General features: G+C 46.4%; 22 protein-coding genes and 2 pseudogenes. 19 read left to right on the top strand and 5 right to left on the bottom strand.

Annotated features, from left to right (window positions below; translation table 11 throughout):
* Nucleotides 1-153: 153 nt before the first annotated feature.
* Together M3193_RS09090 and M3193_RS09085 are read right to left on the bottom strand one after the other, a co-directional pair.
* Nucleotides 154-951, bottom strand: a complete 798-nt coding sequence (locus tag M3193_RS09090; protein ID WP_251626670.1) for a TIGR00266 family protein — start codon at nt 949-951, stop codon at nt 154-156.
* A gap of 58 nt (nt 952-1,009) precedes the next feature.
* On the bottom strand, nt 1,010-1,894 hold the full coding sequence (locus tag M3193_RS09085; RefSeq protein WP_251626667.1) for a TetR/AcrR family transcriptional regulator: 885 nt from the start codon (nt 1,892-1,894) through the stop codon (nt 1,010-1,012).
* 209 nt (nt 1,895-2,103) lie between these two features.
* On the opposite strand from M3193_RS09085, the gene M3193_RS09080 reads away from it, so the two are divergent.
* The 14 genes and pseudogenes from M3193_RS09080 (at nt 2,104) to M3193_RS09025 (ending at nt 16,709) form a co-directional block, all read left to right on the top strand.
* Complete coding sequence (locus M3193_RS09080; protein ID WP_435372038.1) at nt 2,104-3,621, top strand: DHA2 family efflux MFS transporter permease subunit; 1,518 nt, start codon at nt 2,104-2,106, stop codon at nt 3,619-3,621.
* Nucleotides 3,622-3,660: 39 nt separating this feature from the next.
* A pseudogene (locus M3193_RS16820) lies at nt 3,661-3,729 on the top strand (SEC-C metal-binding domain-containing protein); the annotation flags it as partial.
* Between the two features lie 3 nt (nt 3,730-3,732).
* Complete coding sequence (locus tag M3193_RS09075; RefSeq protein WP_251626662.1) at nt 3,733-4,710, top strand: hypothetical protein; 978 nt, start codon at nt 3,733-3,735, stop codon at nt 4,708-4,710.
* A gap of 136 nt (nt 4,711-4,846) precedes the next feature.
* Entirely contained in the window at nt 4,847-6,325 is a 1,479-nt protein-coding gene (locus M3193_RS09070) for an aldehyde dehydrogenase family protein (RefSeq protein ID WP_251626658.1), read from the top strand.
* Between the two features lie 24 nt (nt 6,326-6,349).
* Nucleotides 6,350-7,516 carry a saccharopine dehydrogenase family protein gene (locus tag M3193_RS09065; protein ID WP_251626655.1) on the top strand — a complete coding sequence of 389 codons (1,167 nt, stop codon included), beginning with the start codon at nt 6,350-6,352 and terminating at the stop codon, nt 7,514-7,516.
* Nucleotides 7,517-7,544: 28 nt separating this feature from the next.
* Nucleotides 7,545-8,735, top strand: a complete 1,191-nt coding sequence (locus M3193_RS09060) for an acyl-CoA dehydrogenase family protein (RefSeq protein ID WP_251626651.1) — start codon at nt 7,545-7,547, stop codon at nt 8,733-8,735.
* Nucleotides 8,736-9,097: 362 nt separating this feature from the next.
* Nucleotides 9,098-10,345 (top strand): serpin family protein, encoded by a 1,248-nt coding sequence (locus tag M3193_RS09055; protein ID WP_251626648.1) that lies wholly within the window; start codon nt 9,098-9,100, stop codon nt 10,343-10,345.
* A gap of 74 nt (nt 10,346-10,419) precedes the next feature.
* On the top strand, nt 10,420-10,542 hold the full coding sequence (locus M3193_RS16720) for an RAxF-45 family protein (protein ID WP_353056379.1): 123 nt from the start codon (nt 10,420-10,422) through the stop codon (nt 10,540-10,542).
* A gap of 119 nt (nt 10,543-10,661) precedes the next feature.
* Nucleotides 10,662-12,521 (top strand): ribosomal protection-like ABC-F family protein, encoded by a 1,860-nt coding sequence (gene abc-f / locus M3193_RS09050; protein WP_251626645.1) that lies wholly within the window; start codon nt 10,662-10,664, stop codon nt 12,519-12,521.
* A gap of 202 nt (nt 12,522-12,723) precedes the next feature.
* A pseudogene (locus tag M3193_RS09045) lies at nt 12,724-13,088 on the top strand (DUF2089 domain-containing protein).
* A 12-nt stretch (nt 13,089-13,100) separates the two neighbouring features.
* Nucleotides 13,101-13,487, top strand: coding sequence for an SHOCT-like domain-containing protein (locus M3193_RS09040; RefSeq protein ID WP_251626643.1), 387 nt, complete (start codon nt 13,101-13,103; stop codon nt 13,485-13,487).
* A 15-nt stretch (nt 13,488-13,502) separates the two neighbouring features.
* A complete protein-coding gene (locus M3193_RS09035) occupies nt 13,503-13,769 on the top strand; it encodes a hypothetical protein (RefSeq protein WP_353056378.1) in 267 nt (88 codons plus the stop codon).
* A gap of 96 nt (nt 13,770-13,865) precedes the next feature.
* Nucleotides 13,866-14,438 (top strand): TetR/AcrR family transcriptional regulator, encoded by a 573-nt coding sequence (locus tag M3193_RS09030; RefSeq protein ID WP_251626639.1) that lies wholly within the window; start codon nt 13,866-13,868, stop codon nt 14,436-14,438.
* 69 nt (nt 14,439-14,507) lie between these two features.
* On the top strand, nt 14,508-16,709 hold the full coding sequence (locus M3193_RS09025) for a YhgE/Pip domain-containing protein (protein ID WP_251626637.1): 2,202 nt from the start codon (nt 14,508-14,510) through the stop codon (nt 16,707-16,709).
* On the opposite strand, the gene M3193_RS09020 is transcribed toward M3193_RS09025, so the two are convergent.
* Together M3193_RS09020 and M3193_RS09015 are read right to left on the bottom strand one after the other, a co-directional pair.
* Entirely contained in the window at nt 16,655-17,053 is a 399-nt protein-coding gene (locus M3193_RS09020; RefSeq protein WP_251626635.1) for a hypothetical protein, read from the bottom strand. The two genes, M3193_RS09025 and M3193_RS09020, sit on opposite strands and share 55 nt — an antisense overlap.
* A 19-nt stretch (nt 17,054-17,072) precedes the next feature.
* Nucleotides 17,073-17,951: an SDR family oxidoreductase gene (locus M3193_RS09015; RefSeq protein ID WP_251626633.1), complete on the bottom strand. Its 879-nt coding sequence runs from the start codon at nt 17,949-17,951 to the stop codon at nt 17,073-17,075.
* Between the two features lie 181 nt (nt 17,952-18,132).
* On the opposite strand from M3193_RS09015, the gene M3193_RS09010 reads away from it, so the two are divergent.
* From M3193_RS09010 to M3193_RS08995, 4 genes are all read left to right on the top strand, one after another.
* On the top strand, nt 18,133-19,170 hold the full coding sequence (locus M3193_RS09010; RefSeq protein WP_251626631.1) for an IS1595 family transposase: 1,038 nt from the start codon (nt 18,133-18,135) through the stop codon (nt 19,168-19,170).
* A 116-nt stretch (nt 19,171-19,286) separates the two neighbouring features.
* A complete protein-coding gene (locus M3193_RS09005) occupies nt 19,287-19,517 on the top strand; it encodes an ATP-dependent Lon protease (RefSeq protein ID WP_251626628.1) in 231 nt (76 codons plus the stop codon).
* Between the two features lie 167 nt (nt 19,518-19,684).
* Complete coding sequence (locus M3193_RS09000; protein ID WP_251626627.1) at nt 19,685-20,464, top strand: hypothetical protein; 780 nt, start codon at nt 19,685-19,687, stop codon at nt 20,462-20,464.
* Nucleotides 20,461-21,768, top strand: a complete 1,308-nt coding sequence (locus tag M3193_RS08995; protein WP_251626625.1) for a glycosyltransferase family 2 protein — start codon at nt 20,461-20,463, stop codon at nt 21,766-21,768. The genes M3193_RS09000 and M3193_RS08995 overlap by 4 nt, the downstream gene beginning before the upstream one ends.
* 45 nt (nt 21,769-21,813) lie before the next feature.
* Here the strand turns inward: M3193_RS08995 and M3193_RS08990 are convergent, their stop codons facing one another.
* Nucleotides 21,814-23,127, bottom strand: a complete 1,314-nt coding sequence (locus M3193_RS08990; RefSeq protein WP_251626624.1) for a short-chain fatty acid transporter — start codon at nt 23,125-23,127, stop codon at nt 21,814-21,816.
* A 139-nt stretch (nt 23,128-23,266) separates the two neighbouring features.
* On the opposite strand from M3193_RS08990, the gene M3193_RS08985 reads away from it, so the two are divergent.
* Entirely contained in the window at nt 23,267-25,180 is a 1,914-nt protein-coding gene (locus M3193_RS08985) for a beta-propeller domain-containing protein (RefSeq protein ID WP_251626622.1), read from the top strand.
* Nucleotides 25,181-25,311 lie beyond the last annotated feature (131 nt).

Below are 25,311 nucleotides of genomic sequence, written 5' to 3'. Positions count from 1 at the left end.
CGCGTCTAGTCGCGTTTATGCGTCGATTTAGCGATTTATGCGTCAAATTCGCGATTTATGCTTCATTCCTCGGATTTATGCGTGATTATAGAAGTTTATGCGTTTTTCGCACAAGAAAAAACCGGAACGCTGCGGCGCTCCGGTTTTACTTGTTTATTTTCCGCCTAATATATTGAACAATCCGCCTGCGATGCTGCCTTCATCGCGCGAGCCGCCGCCTGGCATTTGAGGTGCTGCTGCGAAGACACGGCTTGCGAGTCTAGAGAATGGCAGTGATTGGATCCATACCTTTCCCGGTCCTCGCAGTGTTGCGAAGAACAATCCTTCGCCGCCGAACAATGCTGTCTTGACGCCTTTTACCATTTCGATATTATAGTTGACGTCCTGTGTCATGGCGACGAGGCAACCTGTATCGACGCGCAACGTTTCGCCTGGAGAAAGGGTCTTCTCGATGATTGTTCCACCGGCATGCACGAAAGCCATGCCGTCCCCTTCAAGTTTCTGCATGATGAATCCTTCGCCGCCGAAAAAGCCGACGCCAAGTTTCCTCTGGAATTCAACTCCGACAGAAACCCCTTTTGCTGCAGCTAAAAACGCATCCTTTTGACAGATGATCTTGCCGTTATATTGGCTTAAATCCATCGGGATGATTTTTCCTGGATACGGGGCTGCGAAAGAGGCATGCTTTTTACCTGATCCAATATTAGTGAAGGTCGTCATGAATAAACTTTCTCCCGTAATCAGGCGTTTACCAGCTCCCATCAACTTGCCCATGATGCCTCCTCCGGAATTTCCGGAGCCGTCTCCGAAGATCGTCTCCATTTCAATCCCATCTTCCATCATCATCAATGAACCAGCTTCAGCGACAACTGTTTCGCCTGGATCCAATTCCACTTCTACAAATTGCATATCGTCTCCGTACAATTTGAAATCGATTTCGTGGTTGTTCATAGAGTGCCTCCTAATAGTTAGTTGCTGATTACTTGTACGGCAGTAGGCTTCAAAAGTTTCATGAATTTGTTTTAATCGAGTCAATATATTTCCATAGCAGGAATATGACTTCATTTACACGATGAGCCAGCAGCTTGCCATTGCTTTCTTCGCGGAATGAACGGCCGACGGCTTCCAAAAGGGATACTCTTGGTTTATCGGACTGCAATTCGGAAAGTAGGAAGTCTGCATAGTCTACGCAGCTTCCAATTTGCTCCTGTTCTAATTTCTTTTTAAGGTCTAGCAGGTCTTTTTGAAGCTTTTCTTTCAGATCTCCAGCCGGGATTTCTAATGACGAGAAAATATGTTGTTCTAGCAGTACGTCCTTCTGTTTAATCATATCGGACATGAGCGCGTCCATCCTTCGGAACGTGAAATGGACAAGTTTTTCAATGTCGAGGTCCTTGGATGAGCCGGCTTTCCAGAAATGGTTCAGTTGTTGGATCATCCCGAGCGTCATGACGGAGCAGTCAAAGGCATGAGGCTTGGCTTCCTCGCCATAGACGTCTACGAGGCGGCCGGCAATCCATTTCAACTCGCTCAAGTAGTATGCTTTCACGAAATTCCGGAGCTCTTCATCGGTCGAATAAAAAACTGCCTCGTAAATTGGAAGTAGATTCAGTTCCCGGTTCACTTGCATCCGGACGAGGATCTGACCGGCTAAGATGTCTTTGTCTTTTTTATCATGCCCGACGAGAAGTTCGCGTCTTCTGATGACCGATTCGTTATGGGCATCTTCTAAAATGGCCATAAGGCATTCATTTTTAGATGTGAAATAATTATAAAACGTCCCTTTGGAAATCTTTGCTTCTTCCAAAATGTCTTGAACGGACGTAGCTGTGAATCCTTTATCGATAAATAGTTTTTTAGCTAATAGCATGACTTGGCGTTTACGTTCATTCATTTCTATCACCCTTAATATTCCGAATTTGTACTGTTGGTCTAAACTGATTTTACCATTCATACTATTGATTTGTCAGTGTCGAAAACTATTTTTTAATGAAAACGGTTTCTTGATTTGATTATTTTGGACATAGGGTATAAAATATGAAAATGTGTTAAAAAGACTAAGAGTGAATGGGGGAGCTTTACTTGGAAGTGGATATTAATAAAATGCACGAAAAGCCTCCTTATGGAATGATAGCGATTTTATTCTTCGGGGCGTTCGTCGCAATCTTGAACAATACATTATTGAATATTGCTTTGCCGGTTATTATGAATGAGTTTCAGGTAAAACCTTCAGCCGTTCAATGGCTGACAACCGGATATATGCTTGTAAATGGGATCATGATTCCGGCAAGTGCTTTCTTTGTCCGGAAATTCACGAACCGCCGGCTGTTTTTGACGGCGATGACGTTGTTCACGATCGGTACGGCTCTTGCCATCTTTGCACCGACCTTCGGAATGCTCGTCGCGGCACGAATGATCCAGGCTTCAGGTTCTGCTTTGATGATGCCGCTATTGATGAACGTCATGCTCGTCGCTTTCCCGATTGAGAAGAGGGGAGCAGCGATGGGGATGTTCGGACTTGTCATGTTCACGGCGCCGGCAATCGGACCAACATTGTCGGGTTGGATTGTCGAGCATTATTCATGGCGCACGCTTTTTGAAATCGTGTTGCCGTTTGCGATTCTGACAATCGTCTTTGCGCTCTGGAAGCTAAAAAATATTACGCCGAATACAGTGGTGAAGCTTGACGTCTTCTCCCTCGTTTTATCGACAATCGGTTTCGGCGGTTTGTTATACGGATTCAGCTCGGCTGGGGGAGAAAAAGGATGGGGTGATCCGCTCGTTTACGGAACGATTAGTATCGGAGCGGTTTCACTCATCGTATTCATCATCCGCCAATTGCGGATGGAAGTTCCAATGTTGGATTTCAGGATTTATAAATACCCGATGTTCGCACTTGCGTCTGTTATTTCCATCGTATTGTCGGTGGCGATGTTTTCCGGGATGATCTTGACGCCGCTTTATGTTCAGGAAGTGCGCGGAATTTCACCGTTCGAGGCGGGAATTTTGATGCTCCCTGGCGCGGTTCTGATGGGGATCATGTCGCCGATCACTGGCCGGCTGTTCGATAAATATGGAGCGCGGATCCTAGCGATCACCGGGCTTGTAATTACCGTCATCACGACGTTTTACTTAAGCCGCCTTGAATTGGATTCAGGATATTACTACTTGATGGCTCTATATACAATTCGGATGTTCGGTATGTCGATGGTCATGATGCCGATCATGACGAACGGTCTGAACCAGCTTCCGATGAAATCAAACCCTCACGGCACGGCGATGAACAATACATTGCAGCAAGTTTCCGGGGCGATCGGCTCTGCGATTCTTCTTACGATTATGACGAAGCGAATGGAAAACTCTGGAGAAACCCTTTTCAACGATGCAGCGGCTAGCGGGAATATCCCTGCCGATAAAGATGGAATGGCAGCGATGGAGCATGCAATCGGTTTGAAGGCGATGCTGGACGGCATCAATTACTCATTCTTGATTGCTACCTTCATTTCCGTTGCCGCATTGATCCTCACTCTCTTTGTGAAAAGGGTCCGTCCTCCGAAGTTTGAAGAAAAGAAATCACCGGCTGAAAGTGAATTGATAGAAACAAAGACGGTACAGGAATAGTCTCCTGCACCGTCTTTTGCTATAATTAAGTAGAAAGGTGTGAGCGGATTGATTGGAAGGAATTCTCCTTGTCCGTGTGGAAGCGGTAAGAAATATAAAAGATGCTGCTCTTTGAAGACCGATATTTCAAATGAGCACTTGGTTGATAATGAGCTAAGGAGGATCGTCTCCGGCTATTTTGAAAATACGATCAGCCTCCCCGCTGAATTCGCAGAGTACGGCCGATATGAGAAGGAATGGCGTTCCAGTCTCGGCAGGTTTTTCAGCAGCAAAGAGATCGAACAGGTAACAGGGGAATATTATTTGTTCATTGAACGGCTCGACTTATGGAGAAGTCATATAATGAAAGAGTTGAGTGGCACTGTACGGTCGGATACCCGACGGCTTCTGAAGCATTGGAATGACCCCATCGTTTTGCTTGGAAAAGTGAACGGAATTTCCGAAAAAACGGTAACTGTGGATCAGATTTTGGATAATAATACGTACATACTACCGTTGTCTCCTAGTAAAGAATTAATGGTTGGGGATATCTTATTCGGCATCGCTTTGTATGATGATCGGAAACCCACAGCGAATACATATTTGCTCAATGGATTATACCGTGTAGCCGATCGGTCTGGTTCCGTCCAGCGGCAGATCATGGAATTCGCCGAATCCAGGGGGGGTGCGGCCAACTTAGGTTTCTTTAAAGAATATATGATGGATGTCTATAACCTCTTGCTGACGCGTGTACATGAACCCCGTTCCGAGGAATTGGCCGTACCGGACGTTGAAAAATCCATGACGGAACCCCAACAAGAAGTGTTGGATATCGCTTTATCAAAACTGGATGAATTTAACGTCAAGGAACCGATGAAAAATTTGGTGAAACTCGTCTTTGCAATCTTTTGCCTTCAAGAGGAACCCATCATCCGGAAGCCGGAAGTTCTCGCTGCCTCCCTCTTTAAAACGGCTCACGAAGCCGGAGTATTGGGAGATGCCGAGTTTACACAGGCGGAAGTGGCGAAAATGTTTGGCGTATCCGTTTCGGCAATGATGAAGAATGTGGATACATTGAAATCCTATATTGCGGAAGCGCAAAAAAAATGAATGATCCCGTACAGGTGGTGACCTGTACGGGATTTTATTTTTCCTTCCAAAAGAAGGGATTCATAAAGATAATGTCGAAATTAATAGACTGTAAGCAGTTGTAAAATAGTTCGTGTTGGAAAGGGGAAATGAAGACATGCAATTGAACAACTTTATCGGGGGATCTTGGCAGGACAGCGGTGGAGCGAAGTATACAGCTGTCACGAATCCGGCAAATGGGGAAGAGCTGGCGCAAGTACGTTTATCGACAAGTGAAGACGTAGATCTGGCTGTGAAGGCGGCGAAGGAAGCGCAGAAAAAATGGGCACTTGTTCCTGCACCGAAGCGGGCGGATTACTTATATGCAATCGGCAATCTCATGAAGGAACGGAAAGAGCATTTGGCGCAAGTGTTAACGAAGGAAATGGGAAAAGTCATCGAGGAAGGCCGCGGGGAAGTGCAGGAAGGGATCGACATGGCGTTCTATATGGCAGGGGAAGGGCGCAGGCTGTTTGGGGAAACGGTCCCTTCCGAGCTGCAGGATAAATTCGCGATGAGCGTCCGCGCACCGATCGGGGTCGTCGGTTTGATCACGCCGTGGAACTTCCCGGTGGCGATTGCCACATGGAAGTCCTTCCCGGCAATGGTTGCAGGGAACACATTTGTTTGGAAGCCTGCTACGGAAACGCCGATGATGGCGTATGAAATGGCGAAGATTTTCGAAGAGGCCGGAATTCCTGCAGGCGTCGCCAATATCGTGTTCGGCTCAGGATCTGAAGTAGGAACAGCGATGATCGAGCATCCCGATGTCCGTGTCATTTCCTTCACGGGATCGACCGAAACAGGTCGCCATGTTGCGGAAACAGGCGGTCGCCACTTAAAGAAAGTGTCACTTGAAATGGGCGGGAAAAACGCAGTCATCGTCATGGATGATGCAGATATCGACCTGGCCGTGGAAGGGATCCTTTGGAGTGCGTTCGGAACTGCGGGCCAACGCTGCACCGCATGCAGCCGGGTCATCGTGCATAAAGATGTTAAGGAAGAATTGGAAACGAAATTATTAGCGTCGATGGAGCATTTGACGATCGGGGACGGCTTGGACGAGTCTGTGAAAATCGGGCCGGTCATCAATGGTAAGGCATTGGATAAAATCCAGAGCTATGTCGAAATCGGAAAAGAGGAAGGCGCGAAGCTGTTGGCGGGCGGAAATGTGCTGACGGAAGGGGAATTCGCGAAAGGCCACTATTTCGAACCGACATTGTTCACGGACGTTAAATGGGATAGCCGTTTGGCGCAGGAGGAAATCTTCGGACCGGTTGTATCGCTAATTGAAGTCGGAAGCCTCGACGAAGCGATTGAAGTGAACAATAGTGTCGTTTATGGCTTGTCCAGTTCGATCTTTTCGAGGGATGTGAATAAAGTATTCCGGGCTCAACGGGATCTTGACACCGGAATCGTCTATGTAAATGCAGGAACGACGGGAGCGGAAATCCATCTTCCATTCGGAGGTACGAAAGGAACAGGCAATGGCCACCGAGATTCCGGCGTAGCAGCGCTTGATGTATTCACGGAGTGGAAGAGCATTTACGTCGACTTCAGCGGTAAGCTGCAACGGGCGCAAATCGATACGGACTAATTCGGAATAAAAGGGGATGTTCACATGAAAGTGGTTGTATTAGGCGCAGGCTTAATGGGGAAAGAAGCAGTGCGCGATCTTGTAAAAAGCAACGACGTGACAAAAGTGTATTTGGCCGACCTGAATTTGAAGCAGGCAGAAGATTTCGCGGAGCAGTTACTGTCCGACAAGCTGGACCTTTTGCAGCTCGATGCGACAAATGATCTTCAATTGCAGGAAGTGATGGCGCTTGGGGATGTCGTCATCAATGCGCTGTTCTACACGTTCAATGAGAAGGTCGCGCGGACCGCAGTGGAAATCGGTGTTCATTCCATCGATCTCGGCGGACATATCGGCGGTGCGACGGATGCTGTGCTTGGATTGGCGCAAAAAGCGGCTGGGAAAGGGGTTACGATCATTCCTGATCTAGGGGTGGCACCAGGAATGATCAACATCTTGACGGGCTACGGCGCGGGCAAGCTCGACAAAGTTGAAAGCATCAGGCTTTATGTAGGGGGGATCCCAGTAAAGCCGGAGCCACCGCTTAATTACAATGTCGTGTTTTCGCTCGAAGGCGTTTTCGATCATTATACGGACCCGTCCCACGTCATCCGCAATGGGCAGCTCCTTGAAGTCCCTTCATTATCCGAAGTGGAAACAATCCATTTCGATGAATTCGGTGAGTTGGAGGCGTTTCACACATCCGGAGGCACATCGACGTTGACGAAAACGTTCCCGGATGTACAGACGCTTGAATATAAGACGATCCGGTATAAAGGGCATGCCGAGAAGTTCCAATTGCTTGTCGACCTTGGTTTATTGTCACGCGACAACGAAGTGAATGTCGGGGATAAGCGAGTTAAAGTCCGCGATGTCATGCGTGAACAGCTTTCACCGCAATTACGATTGGGCGATAAATCCGATGCCGTCCTTCTTCGTGTGATCGTGAGCGGAGAGGCGCACGGGATGCCGGCAACGTATGAATACAACCTGGTGACGAAAAAGGATTTGACGGTGAATGAAACGGCGATGGCCCGTGCGACGGCAAACACGATTTCAATTGTTGCACAAATGATCGGAAACGGGACGATCACGAAACGCGGCGTCCATCCGCCGGAAAATATTGTTCCGGGCGCTGAATACATTGAAGAAATGAAAAAACGCGGTGTTGTCATTGAGGAAACGGTAAGAACGCAAGAGGCGCATGTGTAAATGATAAGCGGGGAAGGGGTTGTGGGAATTGGATTTTGGGTTTACAGAAGAACAGCAAATGCTGCGTAAGACGGTGCGTCAATTCGTAGATGAAGAGATCATGCCGCATATCCAGCGATGGGATGCGGAGGGCGGATTCGATCCGGCCATTTGGAAGAAGCTCGCCGACTTAGGATTCATGGGCGTATGTGTTCCCGAACAATATGGCGGGAGCGGAATGGACTATAATTCGCTCGCTATTTTATGTGAAGAGTTGGAGCGCGGAGATACAGCGTTCCGGACAGCGGTTTCCGTCCATATCGGCCTGAATTCCATGACGCTTATGCAATGGGGAACGGAAGAGCAGAAGCGCAAATTTCTGATCCCGCAGGCGAAGGGCGAGAAAATCGGCGCATTCGGACTGACGGAACCAGGAGCTGGCTCGGATGTTGCAGCTATGGCAACAACTGCGGTGCGCGATGGGGATGAATATGTCATCAACGGGCAAAAGACTTGGATTTCTTTATGTGATGTCGCGGATCATTTCCTTGTTTTCGCTTACACGGATAAGTCGAAGAAACATCATGGCATTAGCGCATTCATCGTCGAGCGAACGACGCCGGGCTTTTCATCGAAGGCGATTAAAGGTAAATACGGCATCCGGGCAGGAAATACGGGAGAATTGTTCTTCGAAGACATGCGCATCCCAGCTGCGAACTTGTTAGGTGAAGAAGGCGAAGGATTTAAAATTGCGATGTCCGCACTCGATAATGGACGCTTCACGGTGGCGGCAGGCGCAGTCGGTTTGATCATGGGCTGCATCGAGGAAAGCGTGAAATATTGCCACGAGCGTGAAACATTCGGCAAACCGATCGGCAAGCACCAGCTCGTCCAACAAATGCTCGCCAATATGGAAGCAGGCTACCAAATGAGCCGCCTCCTTGTCTACCGTGCAGGTGAATTGAAAAATAAAGGATTGCGCAACACACGCGAGACATCTCTTGCGAAGTGGCAAGCATGCGATTTCGCCAATAAAGCCGCAGACGACGCCTTCCAAATCCACGGCGCCTACGGCTATTCAGATGAATACCCGGTCGCCCGCTTCCTGCGCAACTCGAAAGCACCGGTCATCTACGAAGGGACGCGCGAAATCCATACGATTATGCAGGCGGAATATGTATTGGGCTATCGAGAAGACAAGAAATTGAGCAATATGCTGCCGGAATGGCCGTTTGAGTGAATAAGTGATAGAAAACGCCACAAGCTTCTGAGCTTTTGGCGTTTTTGAATGGGAAATCCGCTGTTTATGAGCGGTTGGTGGGATTTATGATCACTTATCGGGATTTATGAGCGGTTATTGTGATTTATGATCACATATCGGTTTTTATGAGCGGTTCGGTGTGATTTATGATTACTCCTCAGGTTTAATAAACGAACTTTTATAGAGTGGAGAAGGCCAAAGATCACAAAATGAGCATAACTAATGCAAACTCGAGCATAACTTACTCGAACTCGCGCAAACCACCACGAAACTCGTGCAGAACTTCGGTTGTAACTTTTTCCAATCCCGTAATGTCTAATGAACAAAGGATGGTGATCATCATGAAACGAAAAATTGTTGCCTCTCTCATTGGAATGAGCCTCCTGCTGCCTGTGACGGGCTGTGGAACAAGTTCCGATCAAGGCAGTCTTCAAATTGCCGAAGGAGTTGAATTCGGAAAGATGGATTATAAAACAATTGTTGAACCGAACAATGAATTGGGATTTAAATTACTAAATGAAATTGAAACGGATGAAGACGGGAATCTTTTCATTTCCCCGACGAGTCTTTTGATGGCTTTGGCAATGGTGTATAACGGAGCGGATGGGGTGACGAAGGAAGAAATCGCGAAAGCCTTGCAAGCGGAAGGGATAGATCCGATGAATTTGAATAAAGCGAACGCGTCCCTCATGACGATGTTGAATAAAGACAACGACGCCATTCAACTTCAAGTCGCAAACTCCATATGGCTAAACGATCAATACACGTTCCAAGACGAATTTGCCAAGCTGACAAAGGATTATTTCAATGCAAAAATCGAGGAAATCGACATCACTAGCAACAATTCGCCCAAACGCATCAATGACTGGGTTGAAAAGGCGACAAATGGCAAGATCGACAAAATGGTAGATGGACCATTGGACGAAGATCTTGTAGCCATGCTGCTGAATGCTATTTATTTCAAAGGTGATTGGACATTCCCTTTTGATAAGAAAGATACAGAAAATCGAGACTTCCATTTGATGAACGGAACCGAAAAAGAAGTGCCATTCATGAAGTTGCAGAAAAAGTTATTTTACATGGCGAACAGTGAATACCAGGCAATTCAACTTCCATATGCGGATGGTGAAATGAGCATGACAGTCGTCCTGCCGAATGAAGTCGTTGGTCTAGAGGAATTTCAAAGCACTTTATCCAGTGAAAAATGGGAAGAAATCCAATCAGAAATGAAAAGCATGAGAGGAACAATCCTTTTGCCGAAGTTCAAATTGTCATATGAAACAGAGCTGAATGAAGCGCTGGAAGCCCTCGGCATGGCAAGTGCATTTACGGACATGGCTGATTTCAGCAAAATGGTTGAAGGCGATGCCTCGCTACTCATTAGCCAAGTAAAGCAAAAGACGTACATTGATGTGAATGAAGAAGGAACGAAAGCTGCTGCAGTGACAGGCGTGCTAATGGAGCCCACTTCTGCACCGCCAGACGAACCTTTCGTCATGGATGTGAACCGCCCGTTTTTCATTGCGATTACGCATGATAAAACTGGGGTTGTCTTCTTCGTGGGCTTTGTCGCAAATCCGGAAATGTAAAAAGAAAAAATCAATTGTGAAAACGAATGAGTCGTGCTAAACTATTCTTACTATTAATCGGACGGAGGTGAGGAATGATGTTGGACACTGTGTATGCACGTGTAAGTCTATTGGAATATTTAGCCACTTCATGTGCGATTACTCATGAAATTGCGCTCAACGGGATACGTATGCCCTTTTTTAGACAATTTCAGTAATCACACAGCTGTTTAGCACATCATTCCTTGCAATATTTTTAGGGGGAAGACTGCTTAAACGCAGTCTTTTTTTTGTGCGCTTCTAGCTGTGAAAACAGGATGGAAGGAAGCGGAAAATAATGATCTGTACAATACAACAAGTAAGCAAAATGTTAGGTGGCAACACCATTTTTGAAAATCTTTCAATGGAAATCAAGACAGGTGACAAGCTAGGAGTCGTCGGACGGAACGGAAGCGGGAAAACGACGTTATTCAAGCTCATTGCAGCTGTCGAACAACCGGATGTTGGACGCATCCATTTCAAAAAGGGAGCTAAAATCGGTTATTTATCACAAATCCCTTCATTCGACAAACCGATGACTGGTTACGATGTGCTCCAAAGTGCGTTTGAGGAACTGAAGTCCCTTCAACGGCAAATGTCTGAACTGGAAATGGAATTATCGAATCCAGATACGGTGGACATGGAGCGTCTGCTTCTTCGATACGGCCAATTGCAGGATGAATTTGTCAGGCGTGATGGATACGCGATAGATTCGGAAATTGAAAAGATCATCAACGGTCTTCAATTACGAGCATTTGTCGAGCAGGAATTCAGTCAGATGAGCGGCGGGGAACAGACGAAAATCATGTTAGGCAAACTCCTGCTTACCCAACCGGATTTACTTCTCTTAGACGAACCGACGAACCATTTGGATTTATTCGCGGTCGAATGGCTGGAAGCGTACTTGACGGACTACACGGGGACGGTTGTCATCGTTTCACATGACCGCTACTTCCTCGATAACGTCGTGAAAAAGATAGCGGATCTTGAAGATGGGGAGCTGTATCTGTACTACGGCAATTACAGTTCATTCGTCCAAGAAAAGGAAGAGCGTCTTCTACGCGAATTCCAAGACTATGAGGAACAGCAAAAGAAGATCAAGAAGATGAAAGAAGCGATCAAGCGGCTTCGGATATGGGCGAATGAGGCGAATCCTCCCAATGCGGGGTTGCACCGGCAAGCAAGGAATATGGAGCGGGCGCTGGAACGGATGGAGAAATTGCGGAAGCCTTTGATCGATCCCCGGAAAATGGCATTGTCCTTTGAGGCGGCGCCGAGAAGCGGCAAGGAAGTCGTCATCTTGCAAGAAGCAGTGAAATCATTCGGTGCAAACGAATTGTTGCGGAAGGCGAGTCTGCAAGTCTATTGGAAAGACCGTGCTGCGATTGTCGGACGGAATGGAAGCGGAAAATCGACTGTTCTGAAGATGCTTCTCGGCGAGCTTGCCCCTGACGCAGGCGTATGCAAACTGGGAAGCAATGTGAAGGTAGGCTTCCTCTCGCAGCATTTTGCTATTGAGGATCCGAAAGCCCGCATGCTTGACGTATTCCGGAAAGAGGTCGGCGTGGAGGAAGGCGAAGCGAGGCATATACTCGCGAAGTTCATGTTTTACGGACCGGATGTGTTTAAGCGGATCGGTGATTTGAGCGGCGGCGAGCGTACGCGATTGCGGCTCGCTCAACTGATGCATCAGGACGTGAACTTTTTAGTGCTAGATGAACCGACAAACCATTTGGATATCGAATCACGTGAAGTGCTGGAAGACGCATTGGAGGATTTTCCGGGAACGCTCCTCGCCGTTTCGCATGACCGTTACTTCTTGAATAAATTATTTTCCCGCACAGCATGGCTGGAAGAAGGCAAAATGACGATGTTCGAAGGCCCTTTCGACTGGGCGAGGCAGAAATGGAACGAAATGGAGCAATCGGAAGTCGCCGAACCTCCGAAGAAGATGCCTGTCGACAAACAGCCAAAACTTCATAGGGAAACGAGTATGGAAGAAGAAATTGCTGCTCTGGAAATCCAAATTGAGCGGTTGGAAAAGAAATTATCGAGTGAAGCTGTCCCGAACGATTACGAATCAAGGGTAGAGAAGATTAAATCACTTCAGGAAAAACTGGATGCCTACTATGAGCAATGGTTGATTGAAAACGAGTGAAAAATAAATTCTCTACTTACACAAAAAGGTGAAGGGGTGAAAAATCTCCTTTACCTTTTTTATTTACTCATTGAAAATGATAATGAAATTAAACCTGTTAATTAAGATTATTGATAACTGGATTAAAATAATTAATATCACGCTTGCTATTTCAAAAAGAATGGGATATGATGGATGCAATGAAAGGGGAATTCAGATAATTATGGCATATCCGGTTATTAGTCATTGCCCTGTCTGCAGTGAAACGCTGAAAGTCACCAAGCTACATTGCACCCGATGCCATACGTCCATCGAAAATGAGTTTGAGCTGTCCAAGTTGGCAGCGTTGTCGGGGGAACAGCTCCATTTTGTCGAAGTGTTTTTGGCGTGCAGGGGGAATATTAAAGAAGTTGAAAAGGAACTTGGAATTTCGTATCCGACTGTCCGAGGTAAACTGAATGAAGTTGTCAGTTCGCTCGGATATGAGATAAAAAAGAAGAACGAGGTGGATAGAAGAAAGTAGTCGCTATGCTGGAAAGCGGAGAAATTACTCCGGAAGAAGCAATAAAACTGTTAAAAGATGAATAGGGGGAATTCATGATGAAAACGGAAATTGAGAAAGTGTTGACGATGGTCCAAGAGGGGAAAGTGGATGCGGAGAATGCGTCAGAGCTTATCGCAGTATTGAAAAACAGGGAATCCGGGAGTGGACCTTCATCCAAGCCGACTGCATATTCGGATAAGACATTGAAAATCAGAGTCGTGTCGGCCGATAATGACAATGTTTCTGTCAATCTGCCAATTAAGCTGATCAAAGTTCTGCTGAAGGCGGGCCATAACATTGCGGGGAACATTCCCCAGTCCGAAAAGTACGTGAAAGACATTGATATTGATGTACTTATTGAAGCGATAGATAATGAACTGGACGGACAAATCGTAGACGTCAAGTCGGCAGACGGCGATACAGTTTCCGTTTTTATCGAATAAATGATGCGCGTCAAAGTGAAATCAGGTAAGGTGCGGCTATTTGTCCCGATCCCTTATGTGTTTCTGTCGATCGGCATACTGATCTTGTCTTCTGAACGCCTTCAAAAACTCATTAACAAATGGATAATAGAGCAATCTGAAGACAAGGAAAAAGTGTTTACAATTCCACAGATAGATAAAAGGGAATTAAGAGGCATTGTTGCTGAGTTGAAAAATCATCGGGGACTTGGGTTAGTGAATGTCAAAGCGAAGGATGGCACAGAAGTTATCGTGAAACTATGATAACTTCTATTTTTTATTGCAATCTGCTGAACAAGGGAGTATTATAATGACTGAATGACCATAATTGTTTCCTGGTCAATAGAGCGAGGTGGAGAAATGGATCGCAGGCAAGAAATCCTAGAGGCGGCCGCCAAGTCGTTTTCGCTGTTCGGCTATAAAGCGACGACGATGGACCAAGTCGCTAAAATAGCGAATGTCGGCAAAGGGACGATTTATACGTTTTTCGCGAACAAAGAAGAACTGTTTAACGCAATCGTCCTGCAGATGGTCGAAGAGATGCGTGTTGCATCAGATGCGGCAACAGTGGAAGGTGCTTCTTTTGAGCAGAACGCCCATGCCCGTCTTATGCAAATGCTGAAATTCCGGGAGACGCACCAATTATACGCCAAATTGGTCGATGAAGGTAAAGAACTGCGCACACCGGCAGTCATTGAGGTGCTCGCCGAAATTGAAAATGAAATCGTCTCTTATATTAAAACGAAAATTGAGCGGGCGATTGATAAAGGCGAACTCAAGCCTTGCGACAGCAAGCTTGTTGCCTACCTTCTGTTCAAATCGTATATGGCGCTTGTCGTCGATTGGGGGAAAACCCATGAAGACGAAGAGCTGTCAGAAGAGCGGATTGCGGGATTACTACGCAGCACCATTTTTACAAGTCTCTTAGCTTGAGACTCTTTTTTTATTCACGATTGACCGGATGAGGTTTTTGGTCAATCAGTATAAACGGAGGAATGACAAATGAAAAAATCAATGATATTCGCGGAATGGAAACAGCTTCTCCGTACAAGAAAAATGCTTGTACCGATGATCGCCATCCTTTTCATTCCGGTGTTATATGCAGGCATGTTCTTATGGGCGTTTTGGGATCCATATGCCAATATGAGTGAATTGCCGGTGGCGATCGTCAATTTGGATGAAGGCGCCGAGTTTGAAGGAAAACAGCTTGCACTAGGCGATGAATTGGTCGACAAGTTGATGGAAGGGAACAAATTCAATATTCAAGAGGTTTCCAAGGCGGACGCGGAGAAAGGTCTGAAAAACCAGGACTACTATATCGCGATTGAAATACCGGAGAACTTCTCGCAGCACGCAACGACATTGCTTGATGAAAATCCGGAGAAATTGACGATTGTGTACAAGCCGAATGAGGGCTTCAACTTTTTGTCTGCCCAGATCGGGGAGACTGCAATGGATCGGATCCGTGCGGAAGTGAATGATAAAGTCGCTTCGACGTATGCGGAGCAGTTGTTTGACTCTATAAGCGAGATGGGCAACGGATTCGGCGAGGCAGCGGACGGTGCAGGCAAATTACATGACGGCGCAAGCAAACTTGCAAAAGGCGCGGATGATCTGAAAGGATATTTGGAGACATTGGCGTCAAGCACGATTACGTTGAAGGATGGCTCGGACCGTTTGGCGAGAGGGACGGCTGATGCCGCGAAAGGTGCTGCGGATTTAAAGAAAGGGATCGGAGCGCTTTCCGCGGGTGTGGCGGATCTCCATACGGGGGCGAATCAGGCGGCTGAAGGCGCTGCGAAATTGCAAGGCGGGATTGCTGATTATACGGCAGGTGTTCAGAAGTTGAGGGACAGCTACGCTCAAATTGCGCAAAAGGAAGCCGAGTTCGGAAAAGCTGTGGGGACAATTAATGATAAATCAGCTGTGTTGAACGGGGCTGCGCAAAAACTGACGGAAGGCTCGAAGAATTTGAATGCCGGCATCGGTGATTTATCGGAAAAACTGGCGCCAGTATTGGCTTCGTTGCCGGAGGAACAGCAGGCAGGTTTGAAGGCGGCGTTGGGTCAACTGCAACAAGGAAGTGCTGAACTAGCAGGCGGCATGTCCGAGCTTTCATTAGGAACGGTTGCACTCAGCGAAGGAGCTGCCCAGTTGAACGGCGCGGCTGGGCAATTGCGCGAAGGCCATAAGCAGGCATTCGCAGGATTGGATAAATTGAACGGATCGTCCTCTGCATTGTCGGAGGGGGCTTCCGCTCTTGCGCAAGGGAACGGGGCATTGGCATCCGGCCTTGGTCAACTATCGGAAGGCGTTGCGAAAGCGCAAAAAGGTTCATCTGATCTGGCGTCCGGCTTGAGTGAGCTGAATGCTGGAACGGGTACGTTGAAAGAAGGAACCGGCACGCTTGCTACGAAATCGAAGGAGCTTGCGGACGGCTCTGCTAAGTTGTCGGATGGAGTGAAAGAGTTAGATGAAGGAACACTGACGCTGCAGGAGAAGCTCGCTGAGGCGAATGCGACTGCAAGTGAAGTGAATCCGAATGAGAAGACATATGAAATGGCGGCATCTCCGGTTGATGTTGAAAAAGAGAGCATCAATGAAGTGCCAAACTACGGTACTGGATTTGCACCTTACTTCCTTTCATTAGGATTATTTGTTGGGGCATTGCTGTTATCGATCGTCTTCCCGCTTGTCGAACCGGCGATCAAACCGACAGGCGCATTCGGCTGGATGGCGAGCAAAGTTTCCGTTTTGGCGATTGTCGGACTCGTGCAGGCATTAGTTGCCGTCGGAATCATCAAAGGAGCGCTTGGAATGGAAACGGTCAGCTTGCCGCTGTTCATTTTGACAGCGATCATTACGAGCTACACATTCATCGCAATTGTGCAGATGCTCGTGTCGCTGTTTGGTGATCCAGGCCGGTTCATAGCAATCATCATCTTGATTTTGCAATTGACGACGAGTGCAGGTACGTTCCCGTTGGAATTAATTCCTGCACCTCTTCAACTATTCAACACGTTGTTGCCGATGACGTATTCCGTCCAAGCGTTCAAGGCATCGATCTCCACTGGAGACCTCGCGCATTTATGGGCAAGCAATGGCGTGCTGATCGGCTTCCTGGTCGTGTGCTTGGCGATTACGTTTGGCTATTTTGCATTGATTTTCAAAAAACGGTATTCACGAGATACTGTAGAGGCATAAGAAAAAGCGATTTGCAGATTGTGGTCTGCAAATCGCTTTTTTATAGTTAGTGGAACTATGGTCGCGTCCAGAGTGGGGGTTGCCGCGCCCAAAGAGCGTCGTTCCGCGCCCAAAGAACAGCATTCCGCGCCCAAAGAGCAGCGTTCCGCGCCCAAAGAACAGCATTCCGCGCCCAAAGAGCAGCGTTCCGCGCCCAAAGAGCAGCGTTCCGCGCCCAAAGAGCAGCATTCCGCGCCCAAAGAGCGGCGTTCCGCGCCCAAAGAGCAGCATTCAGCGCCCAAAGAACAGCGTTCCGCGCCCAAAGAACAGCGTTCCGCGCCAGAAGAACAGCATTCCGCGCCCAAAGAGCAACGCCCTAAAAGATCAAGAACCTACATAATCGCCGCCATCGACATGGATTGTCTGCCCCGTCATATAGCTGGAATCGCTCGATGCAAGGAAAACATAGGCAGGTGCATTTTCAGCCGGCTGCCCGCGGCGTTTCAAAGGTGTGTCCGCTCCATGCTGCTCGACTTTTTGCGCATCGAATGTCGCCGGGATCAATGGCGTCCAAATTGGGCCGGGTGCTACGGCGTTGACGCGGATTCCTTTTTCAGCCAAGTTCAAGGCGAGGGAGCGTGTGAATGACGTGATGGCGCCTTTTGTCGCTGAATAATCGAGCAACCCCGGCGAGCCGTTATAGGCCGTGACGGAAGAAGTGTTGATGATGGAGTCGCCTTCCTTCATATGAGCCAGCGCTGCTTTTGATAAGTAAAACAGGCCGAAGAAATTGGTGTCGAACGTTTCGCGGAGCTGATCGCCGGAAATTTGGGAGATGTCGTCCTGCGGAAACTGCTTTCCGGCATTGTTGACGAGAATATTCAAGCTGCCGAATTCCTGAATGACATCGTTGATGAGCTGCTCGCAATTTTCCTCTTCACTAATATCGACACGAATTTTCTTCGCTTTGCCACCATATTGGTTAATGAGCTCGACGGTTTTATTCGCATCGACATCTTCTGCCTCATCCAAATAGGCGATTGCCACATTCGCTCCTTCTTTCGCGAACGCAACTGCGACTGCCCGCCCGATTCCGCTGTCTCCGCCGGTAATTAAAGCATTTTTCCCTTTCAGCTTGCCAGAGCCTTTATAATTTTCATCATCGTAGATAGGAAGCGGTTCCATCTCTGCTTCGATTCCAGGCTGCTGATTTTGTGTTTGGGGTGTCACTTGTTCATCTTTTTTTTCGTATTTATTTTCCATAATTATGTTCCTCCTTCAAGAAATCCTTTACAATGGGTATTCCCTGTCAGGAAATCAATAAACGTCCAAAACTTTCGCGGTTTTTAATTAAGGCTATGTTAAATATCTTTGTTGATTTTGATTAAAATGGAATTAAATGTTCTATAATGAGGAGTGAGAACATCCATTCGGAGGGATAGATATGACGTTAAACGAGATAATAGCAGAAATCAAAAGGTTAAAACCCGTTGAGCAACAGCGTTTAAAAGAATTCTTTATTACTTCAATTGCGTCATTTTATCCGAGTCAGCCGATATTCCAAGAAATAAATGAGCGTAAAAATAAAGAGGGATACACTTGTATTCATTGTAATTCCAAACAAGTGGTCAGGTTTGGCAGGTATACAGTTAAGCTCGGAACAAAAGATGTCGAACGCCAACGATACCGTTGTAAAGATTGCAGAAAAACATTTACAGATGTCACGAATACTCCGCTTTATCGCACCCATAAGCCTGAAAAATGGATAGAATTCATCAAATGTATGTTGGAGGGCTTTTCTCTTCGTAAATCGGCAGAACTTATCGGTGGCATTCATTATGTTACCTTGTTTTACTGGAGGCACAAAGTCTTGTCTGCCCTAGAGCAAATGGACTTTAATGCATTTTCAGGTATCGTGGAAATGGATGAGACATATTTCCTTTACTCCGAAAAGGGAAAGCGAAATATTCAGGACCGTAAACCACGGAAACGTGGTGGTTCATCAAGGTTCCGTGGCATCAGTCACGAGCAGGTTTGTGTACTCGTTGCAAGAGACCGACAAAAAACCACTTATTCAGGTGTTCTTGGAAGAGGACGTATTGCTAAGACTCAGTTAGAGAAAGCCATAGGCTCAAAGTTATCATCAGACAATACGCTCTGCACTGATGCTTGGAGAGCTTTTTCTACCTATGCAAAAAGCAAAAGTATGGAGCATTACCGCTTCAAATCAGATGGAATTGAGCGAGTAAAGGGCATCTACCATATCCAAAACGTGAATAGCTATCACGGTCGATTAAAGAGCTGGATACTACGATTCAATGGCGTGGCGACAAAATACCTCGACCATTATTTAAGTTGGTTTCAATTCCTCGAAATTGTGAAGCACAGAAGTGATGGTGGTTCCATAAGCAAAATGATAGTAGAGAGTTGTTTATTTCCAATTAATGAAACTTACAACTCGCTCAGAACGTATCAATATTAGGGCTGTTGTTGTCAACTAACGTGGCAGTTTAGTTGAAGAGTGTTTCTTAATTTATGGTCAACAATCGGGTCTTTAAGTGGAATACAGTACAGGTAGTCAGATTAAGGGGGATTTTTGTGAAGTTATTGTTATCCATTCTATTAGCTGGGCTTTTAGGCATCTTGGCATTCCTCGGTCCTATTGGACTTTACATCTTTTGTGCAATTATTGTTGGAGTCATCTTTAGGTCATTTATTTTAATTAGTGAAGTTCATAAGCAAGTAGTACCACCTAATAGTAATGACAAGGTGAAAGATGCATACGAAAGATATATTAAAGAGAGAGACGAAAAAGAAACGGAAAACTAATGTACGATGTTCTTCAACTAAGGGGTGCGTTAATTAATAAATGATATTCCAAACCAAAAGGACCTGTTTAGGTCCTTTTCTTTATCAAAGAGGAGTTATCAACATTATTATTTAACATAGCCTTAATTAAAAGCAAAAGGGAATTAGTAAATAGGGGGTGTGTGTTCATGCAAAGAACCACAAGTTGGGGGCAAATGAAAATGCCTGTCGTGTCAATTGTTTGGCTCAGTTCACTCGTTGTTCTCATTATGGGTACGTATAATGAGATTCCGATTGCGGCTTATTCCGTTTTCGCGGTAATTGCACTTTTATTTTTCATAGGATCTGATCGTCTAGCCTTTCTATTTTACGTCGTTTTAACGGTAGGGACTGTATTTGCCCTCCTCGTCGTTGCGTTCCGCGATAACTGGAGTCCGCTTACTCAGGGATTAGCTATGGGACTGCATTTTCTGTTGCTCGTCCATCTGTTTGCGCTCTATAGTTTATCCAAATATGTTTACGAGTTTCGTAGTGAAAATTATTTTCTGAAGGAGCGGATTTTGCATTTGGAAGGTTTCATTTCAGAAGAAGGTGTTTTGCCTCGGCTGGAATTCGAAAAACAGGCATCTTTCATATTAGCGACAATGGCGAGGCGGAAGGAGACCGGCTATTTCGTACAAATCGATTTATCTGAATTGCCGAGGATGACAAAACGAACCGCGTTATTGACGGCGGGAAGCATTTTACATACGGAAAGTAGAATGCACTTTGACATTGTAGGGAAAACGGGTGAATTCAAGCTGACGATTCTCCTGCAAAACACGGATGCTGAAGGAATGGCTATTGTAAAAGGACGAATCGAAGAGAGACTGAAGGAGACGTTTCATGAAAATGTGCTGGAGAAAATGAAGTGGTCGGCAACTCAGATAGAGGGGCAGACGGCTCTGCCTGAAGGGGTGCTCACATGAAGCGCCGCACCGTCCTCTTATTTCTGACGTTCTTCCTGTTCATAGCAGCGATTATTATAGGCGCACTCTATAATATCCTCTATGTACTATTGTTTACGACTGCCTTATTCCTGCTGCTCTTGGCCTATTATTCCTTATTGCTCGTGGCGGGTCTCTATAATCGCCTCAAAATGGAGAAAACGCCCACTCCATCACTTGAATCCTATCCCGGAGTCGATATTCTCATTCCGGCCCATAATGAAGGGGTTGTCATTAAAGATACAATAGAAGCGATGGTAGGCATAAAATATCCGGGGGATCTGCAAATCTATATATTGAACGACAACTCGAAAGATGAAACGGCAGAAATCGCCCAAGCCTTTGATGACACGTATAAAAATGTGCATCATATAAGAGTTCCTGCCGGCGAACCGCGGGGCAAATCACGGGTGTTGAACTATGGTTTAAGCATTTCTACGAATAAATATTATTGCGTCTATGATGCGGATAATCAACCTGAGCCCGATGCGCTGATCAAACTCGTTGCAACGGCCGAGCAGAACGAGGAGTCGGCAGGGGCGGTAGGGTATGTGCGCACGATGAATGAATCTACGAATTGGCTGACCCGCATGATCTCCATTGAGTTCCAAGTATTCCAGCTGCTCATGCAATCGGGTAGATGGCAATTGTTCAAAACGGGTTCTTTGACAGGTACAAATATGCTCGTCAAACGGTCCGTCATTGACGAACTGGGCGGCTATGATCCGTATGCAATTGCGGAAGATGCGGAATTGACGTTGCGCATCACCCAAAAGGGGTATTATTTGCCGATTGTTCCTGATTCCATCACTTGGGAGCAGGAGCCGGAAACGCTTTCCGTTTATGTAAAGCAGCGAACGCGCTGGCTCCAGGGGAATTTGTATATCGTCGAGAAGATTTTGACGGAGTCCGGCTATTTCCGTGGGAAGCTGCTGGTCCACTCCGTGCAACAGTTGGCTGTTTACGTCATCTTTTGGCTTTTTCTCATCGTGTCATATGTATGGTTCATCCTTGGCATTCTCGATATTTTCACCGTGCAATATAGCTATCCGTTGCTGTTCATCTGGTATTTATCCTATATCATCTACACGGCGCAACTTTTTGCCGCCCAAGCGACACAACGGACATTTACGCCGATAAATGTATTTATTAGCGTCATCATGTATTTCACTTATGCCCAGCTCTTTACCTATTTATTTATCCGCAGTTCGATTCTCTATCTAAAGGCGAAGAAAAACCGCCAAATGATCGGCTGGGATAAAACGGCCAGATTCAAATCGAAATAATGCAGAAAAAAGCTGGGAGAATGGCTCTCCCAGCTTTTTGATTGATTAAAATAAATACAGTCCTACACTTACGACAATCCCACTCAACAACAAGACAAATACGCAATAGCCCATAATGTCCTTCGCGCGCAAGCCTGCAATTGCGAGCGCCGGCAATGCCCAGAACGGCTGGATCATATTCGTCCATGCATCGCCCCAAGCGATGGCCATCGCAGTCTTCGAGTAGCTGACGCCGAGCGTTTGAGCCGCATCGAGCATGACTGGTGCTTGTACTGCCCATTGCCCTCCGCCTGACGGTACGAAAAAGTTAACAAGTCCCGCCGCGTAAAACGTGAAAAGCGGGAAGGTCGCTTCGGTGGAAATGCTGACAAACCATTGTGACATGACTTTCGCCAGTTCTGAATCCACCATCATGCCCATGATCCCTGCGTAAAACGGGAACTGGATGATAATTCCGCCTGACGTCTTCACTGCATTTGCAACTGCTGCGAGAAAACGCTTCGGCGTGCCGTGGAAAATGATGCCGAGAATAAAGAAGATCAGGTTGACGATATTCAGGTTCAAGTCGAATCCTTTAGTGACAAAATGCTGTACAAGATAGACGACGCCCAGCGCACCGATCAGCATGGAAAGGATTACGCTGTTTTCAAGCCGCGCAGCAGGCGTTTTTTCCTCAGCCTCTTCCACTTCGATTTCATCTTCAAGCAGTTTCGGATCGACGCTGACCGTTTCCTCCGGTTTTGGCATCATGAAACGGTTTAACAACGGTAAAGTTATGAAGAGAACTGCGATAATGAATAGGTTATACGTTGAAAAAATCGTTTCGGACGTTGGGACGACACCCATCATGTTTGCGTACGGATGATCCTCCGTCGCGATGGATAATGGAATCGATCCGCCAAGCCCTCCATGCCAGATGATGAAACCAGAGTAAGCGCTTGCAATCAATAGCCGGTAGTCGACAGTCGTCACTTTTTTGGCGATTTCCTTAGCGAACAAAGCCCCGATGACGAGACCGAATCCCCAGTTGATCCAACAAGCGATGAGAGATACAACGGTCACAAGCAGAATCGCTGTACCTGGCGACTTCGCCAGTCCTGCCAATGAACTCAATACCTTCTTGAAAAAAGGACTGCTTGCCAATACATGTCCCGCAACTAATACGATGACCATCTGCATCGTGAATGCGAGAAGCCCCCAGAAACCATTGCCCCAGTGAACGGTCATTTCGAGCGGACCCGAATCCGTCAAGCCGACGCCAAGTAAAAACACGACCAGTGTCAGAATGGCAACGAATATGTATGGATCTGGCAAGTACCTTTCCATGATCCTATTCGACCATCTTGTAAGTGTTTTCATTCCCATACCCCCTATGTTATTTTACCCACCCTATTAGACTACCATATTCAAAATGATCCATAAAAATGTTTTTTCCGAAATATGAAACGTAACTGACTCCAACAAGTCTACTTAGTAAAGAAGCAGATAAGGAAAGGTGATGAAAATGAGGAAACCGACAATATGGTTGATTATGGCGATGATTTTGTTCATGGTCGTTGCGGGGATCGCGATGTTCACGAAGAAGGCGGATGTTTCCGCGTATGTCGCTATCGATTCGATCAACTCTAAGGAAGATTTGAAAGCATATTTTGAAAGGGCGAAGGATATGCAGTCCGTATCGGTGAGGTACGATGCGGTTGAAGAATCTTCGGAAAAAGCCTCCATGGATAGTGCGGAGTCATCGAATGCGGTAGGCGGAGGTGATCATTCATCGACGAATATCCAAGTGGAAGGCGTCGATGAATCGGATATGGTGAAAACGGACGGCGAATATGTCTATTCCATTTTCGCAGGCACATCCGTGAAAATCATCGATATCCGAAACTCCCAAAAAATGACAGTTGCAGCTGAAATCAAACCGGATGACGACTATTACCCGTCACAGCTATTTTTACATGATGACTTGCTCATTGTGCTCGGAGAGAAAATGCAGCGTTATCCGGATAGAACAGACACTATGGATAAATCAAATGCAATGGATAAAATGATGCCGATGAACAGCATGACGACTGTCCGTTTGTACAATATTGAAAAGCCGGATAAACCGGTGTTCATTCGTGAAATCGGAGTGGAAGGCTATTTGAAGAGTGCCCGAAAGACGGAAGGCATGCTTTATCTCGTGACAAATGTGTTCCCGAATTTCTGGGCGATGGAAGAAATCGAAGGAGACGCACTGCGTCCGCGCATTTTTGATTCGAATGAAAAAGAAGAGAAATTCATGGAATTCAAGGACATCTCCATTTTGCCTGGAGCGGTGGATCCTTCCTATTCCGTCATCGCTGCAATCGACTTGACGACGCCGAAAACGGGAGAGCTTAAAACGAAAGGATTCCTCGGCAGCAGCGACCAGATGTATATGACGAAAGATCATCTTTACTTAACGGCATTGAAATATGAAACGAGCACGAATTCCCGTGGGGCTGAAACCATGATCTGGAATCCGGGCAAAGCCGATACCGAGATCTTCAAATTCAAGCTCGACGGGACGGACGTTGATTTTTATCAATCTGCCGAGTTGAACGGAACGATTTTGAACCAATTCTCAATGGATGAATACAAAGGGAATTTCCGTGTTGTCATGACGGAAGGGAATATGTGGGACGAGAAAAACCCGTCAAAAAACCATCTGTATATTTTGGATGAAAAGATGGAAATGACCGGATCGGTGAAAGGCCTTGCGAAAGGGGAACGCATCTATTCAGCGCGGTTCATGGGGGATAAGGCGTATATGGTGACGTTCAGGGAAACTGACCCGCTGTTCGTCATCGATGTTGCGGATCCGGAGAAGCCGAAAGTGTTGGGCGAGTTGAAAATACCGGGATTCTCAAATTATTTGCACCCGTTGGATGAAAATCATATGATCGGTTTCGGATATGACACAGTCGCACAGAAAAATCCGTCGGGAGGCGAACCGTTGATCCTGACCAAAGGAATGAAAATCTCACTATTTGACGTAACCGATTTCCATAATCCGAAAGAGAAAGATACGGAAATCATTGGAGGCCGGGGCACATACTCGCCACTTCAATACGACCATAAAGCGCTGTTCCAGCATAAAAAGAAAAACCTGTTCGGTTTCCCGGTCAGCATTTATGAAGAAGGAGCGAAGGAGTTCGAAGTGGACTATAAAGGTTCCGGAGCTCTCGTTTATGAAATTACACCGGAAAGCGGAATCGTATTGAAGGGCGATTTGGTTCAAATGAAAGCGTCTGGAGAACAATACGAAGAATGGGAGAAACAGATTCAACGTCTGCTGTACAGCGGCGACAGCGTATTTACACTGTCGATGGACGAAGTCAAAAGCTATCAGCTCGACTCGTTTAAGGAAATCAGCACGTTGAAGATGAAGTGATGGAAGAAGGGGGAGGGAGCGCATGCGCTCCCTCTTTATTTGAAAACTGCAAGGGCTCAATTATAAATCATAGGCGCTATTAATCGCGCAAGGGCTCAATTAATCCGCTAAAAGCTCAATTAATTTAAAAA

Source organism: Sporosarcina luteola (assembly GCF_023715585.1).
Taxonomy (GTDB): Bacteria; Bacillota; Bacilli; order Bacillales_A; family Planococcaceae; genus Sporosarcina; species Sporosarcina luteola_D.
The sequence above is the reverse complement of the archived record's forward strand: the minus strand, read 5'-3'. Positions and strand labels throughout refer to the sequence as shown.

Excerpts from the sequence above, each read along its gene's own strand:
- M3193_RS09040 (WP_251626643.1), top strand. The coding sequence starts at position 13,101 with ATGAAAACGGAAATTGAGAAAGTGTTGACGATGGTCCAAGAGGGGAAA.
- M3193_RS09070 (WP_251626658.1), top strand. The coding sequence starts at position 4,847 with ATGCAATTGAACAACTTTATCGGGGGATCTTGGCAGGACAGCGGTGGA.
- M3193_RS09000 (WP_251626627.1), top strand. The coding sequence starts at position 19,685 with ATGCAAAGAACCACAAGTTGGGGGCAAATGAAAATGCCTGTCGTGTCA.
- M3193_RS09085 (WP_251626667.1), bottom strand. The coding sequence starts at position 1,894 with ATGAATGAACGTAAACGCCAAGTCATGCTATTAGCTAAAAAACTATTT.
- M3193_RS08990 (WP_251626624.1), bottom strand. The coding sequence starts at position 23,127 with ATGAAAACACTTACAAGATGGTCGAATAGGATCATGGAAAGGTACTTG.
- M3193_RS09090 (WP_251626670.1), bottom strand. The coding sequence starts at position 951 with ATGAACAACCACGAAATCGATTTCAAATTGTACGGAGACGATATGCAA.
- abc-f (WP_251626645.1), top strand. The coding sequence starts at position 10,662 with ATGATCTGTACAATACAACAAGTAAGCAAAATGTTAGGTGGCAACACC.
- M3193_RS09065 (WP_251626655.1), top strand. The coding sequence starts at position 6,350 with ATGAAAGTGGTTGTATTAGGCGCAGGCTTAATGGGGAAAGAAGCAGTG.
- M3193_RS09010 (WP_251626631.1), top strand. The coding sequence starts at position 18,133 with ATGACGTTAAACGAGATAATAGCAGAAATCAAAAGGTTAAAACCCGTT.
- M3193_RS16720 (WP_353056379.1), top strand. The coding sequence starts at position 10,420 with ATGATGTTGGACACTGTGTATGCACGTGTAAGTCTATTGGAATATTTA.
- M3193_RS09025 (WP_251626637.1), top strand. The coding sequence starts at position 14,508 with ATGAAAAAATCAATGATATTCGCGGAATGGAAACAGCTTCTCCGTACA.
- M3193_RS09030 (WP_251626639.1), top strand. The coding sequence starts at position 13,866 with ATGGATCGCAGGCAAGAAATCCTAGAGGCGGCCGCCAAGTCGTTTTCG.
- M3193_RS09015 (WP_251626633.1), bottom strand. The coding sequence starts at position 17,951 with ATGGAAAATAAATACGAAAAAAAAGATGAACAAGTGACACCCCAAACA.
- M3193_RS08985 (WP_251626622.1), top strand. The coding sequence starts at position 23,267 with ATGAAAATGAGGAAACCGACAATATGGTTGATTATGGCGATGATTTTG.
- M3193_RS09055 (WP_251626648.1), top strand. The coding sequence starts at position 9,098 with ATGAAACGAAAAATTGTTGCCTCTCTCATTGGAATGAGCCTCCTGCTG.
- M3193_RS08995 (WP_251626625.1), top strand. The coding sequence starts at position 20,461 with ATGAAGCGCCGCACCGTCCTCTTATTTCTGACGTTCTTCCTGTTCATA.
- M3193_RS09080 (WP_435372038.1), top strand. The coding sequence starts at position 2,104 with ATGCACGAAAAGCCTCCTTATGGAATGATAGCGATTTTATTCTTCGGG.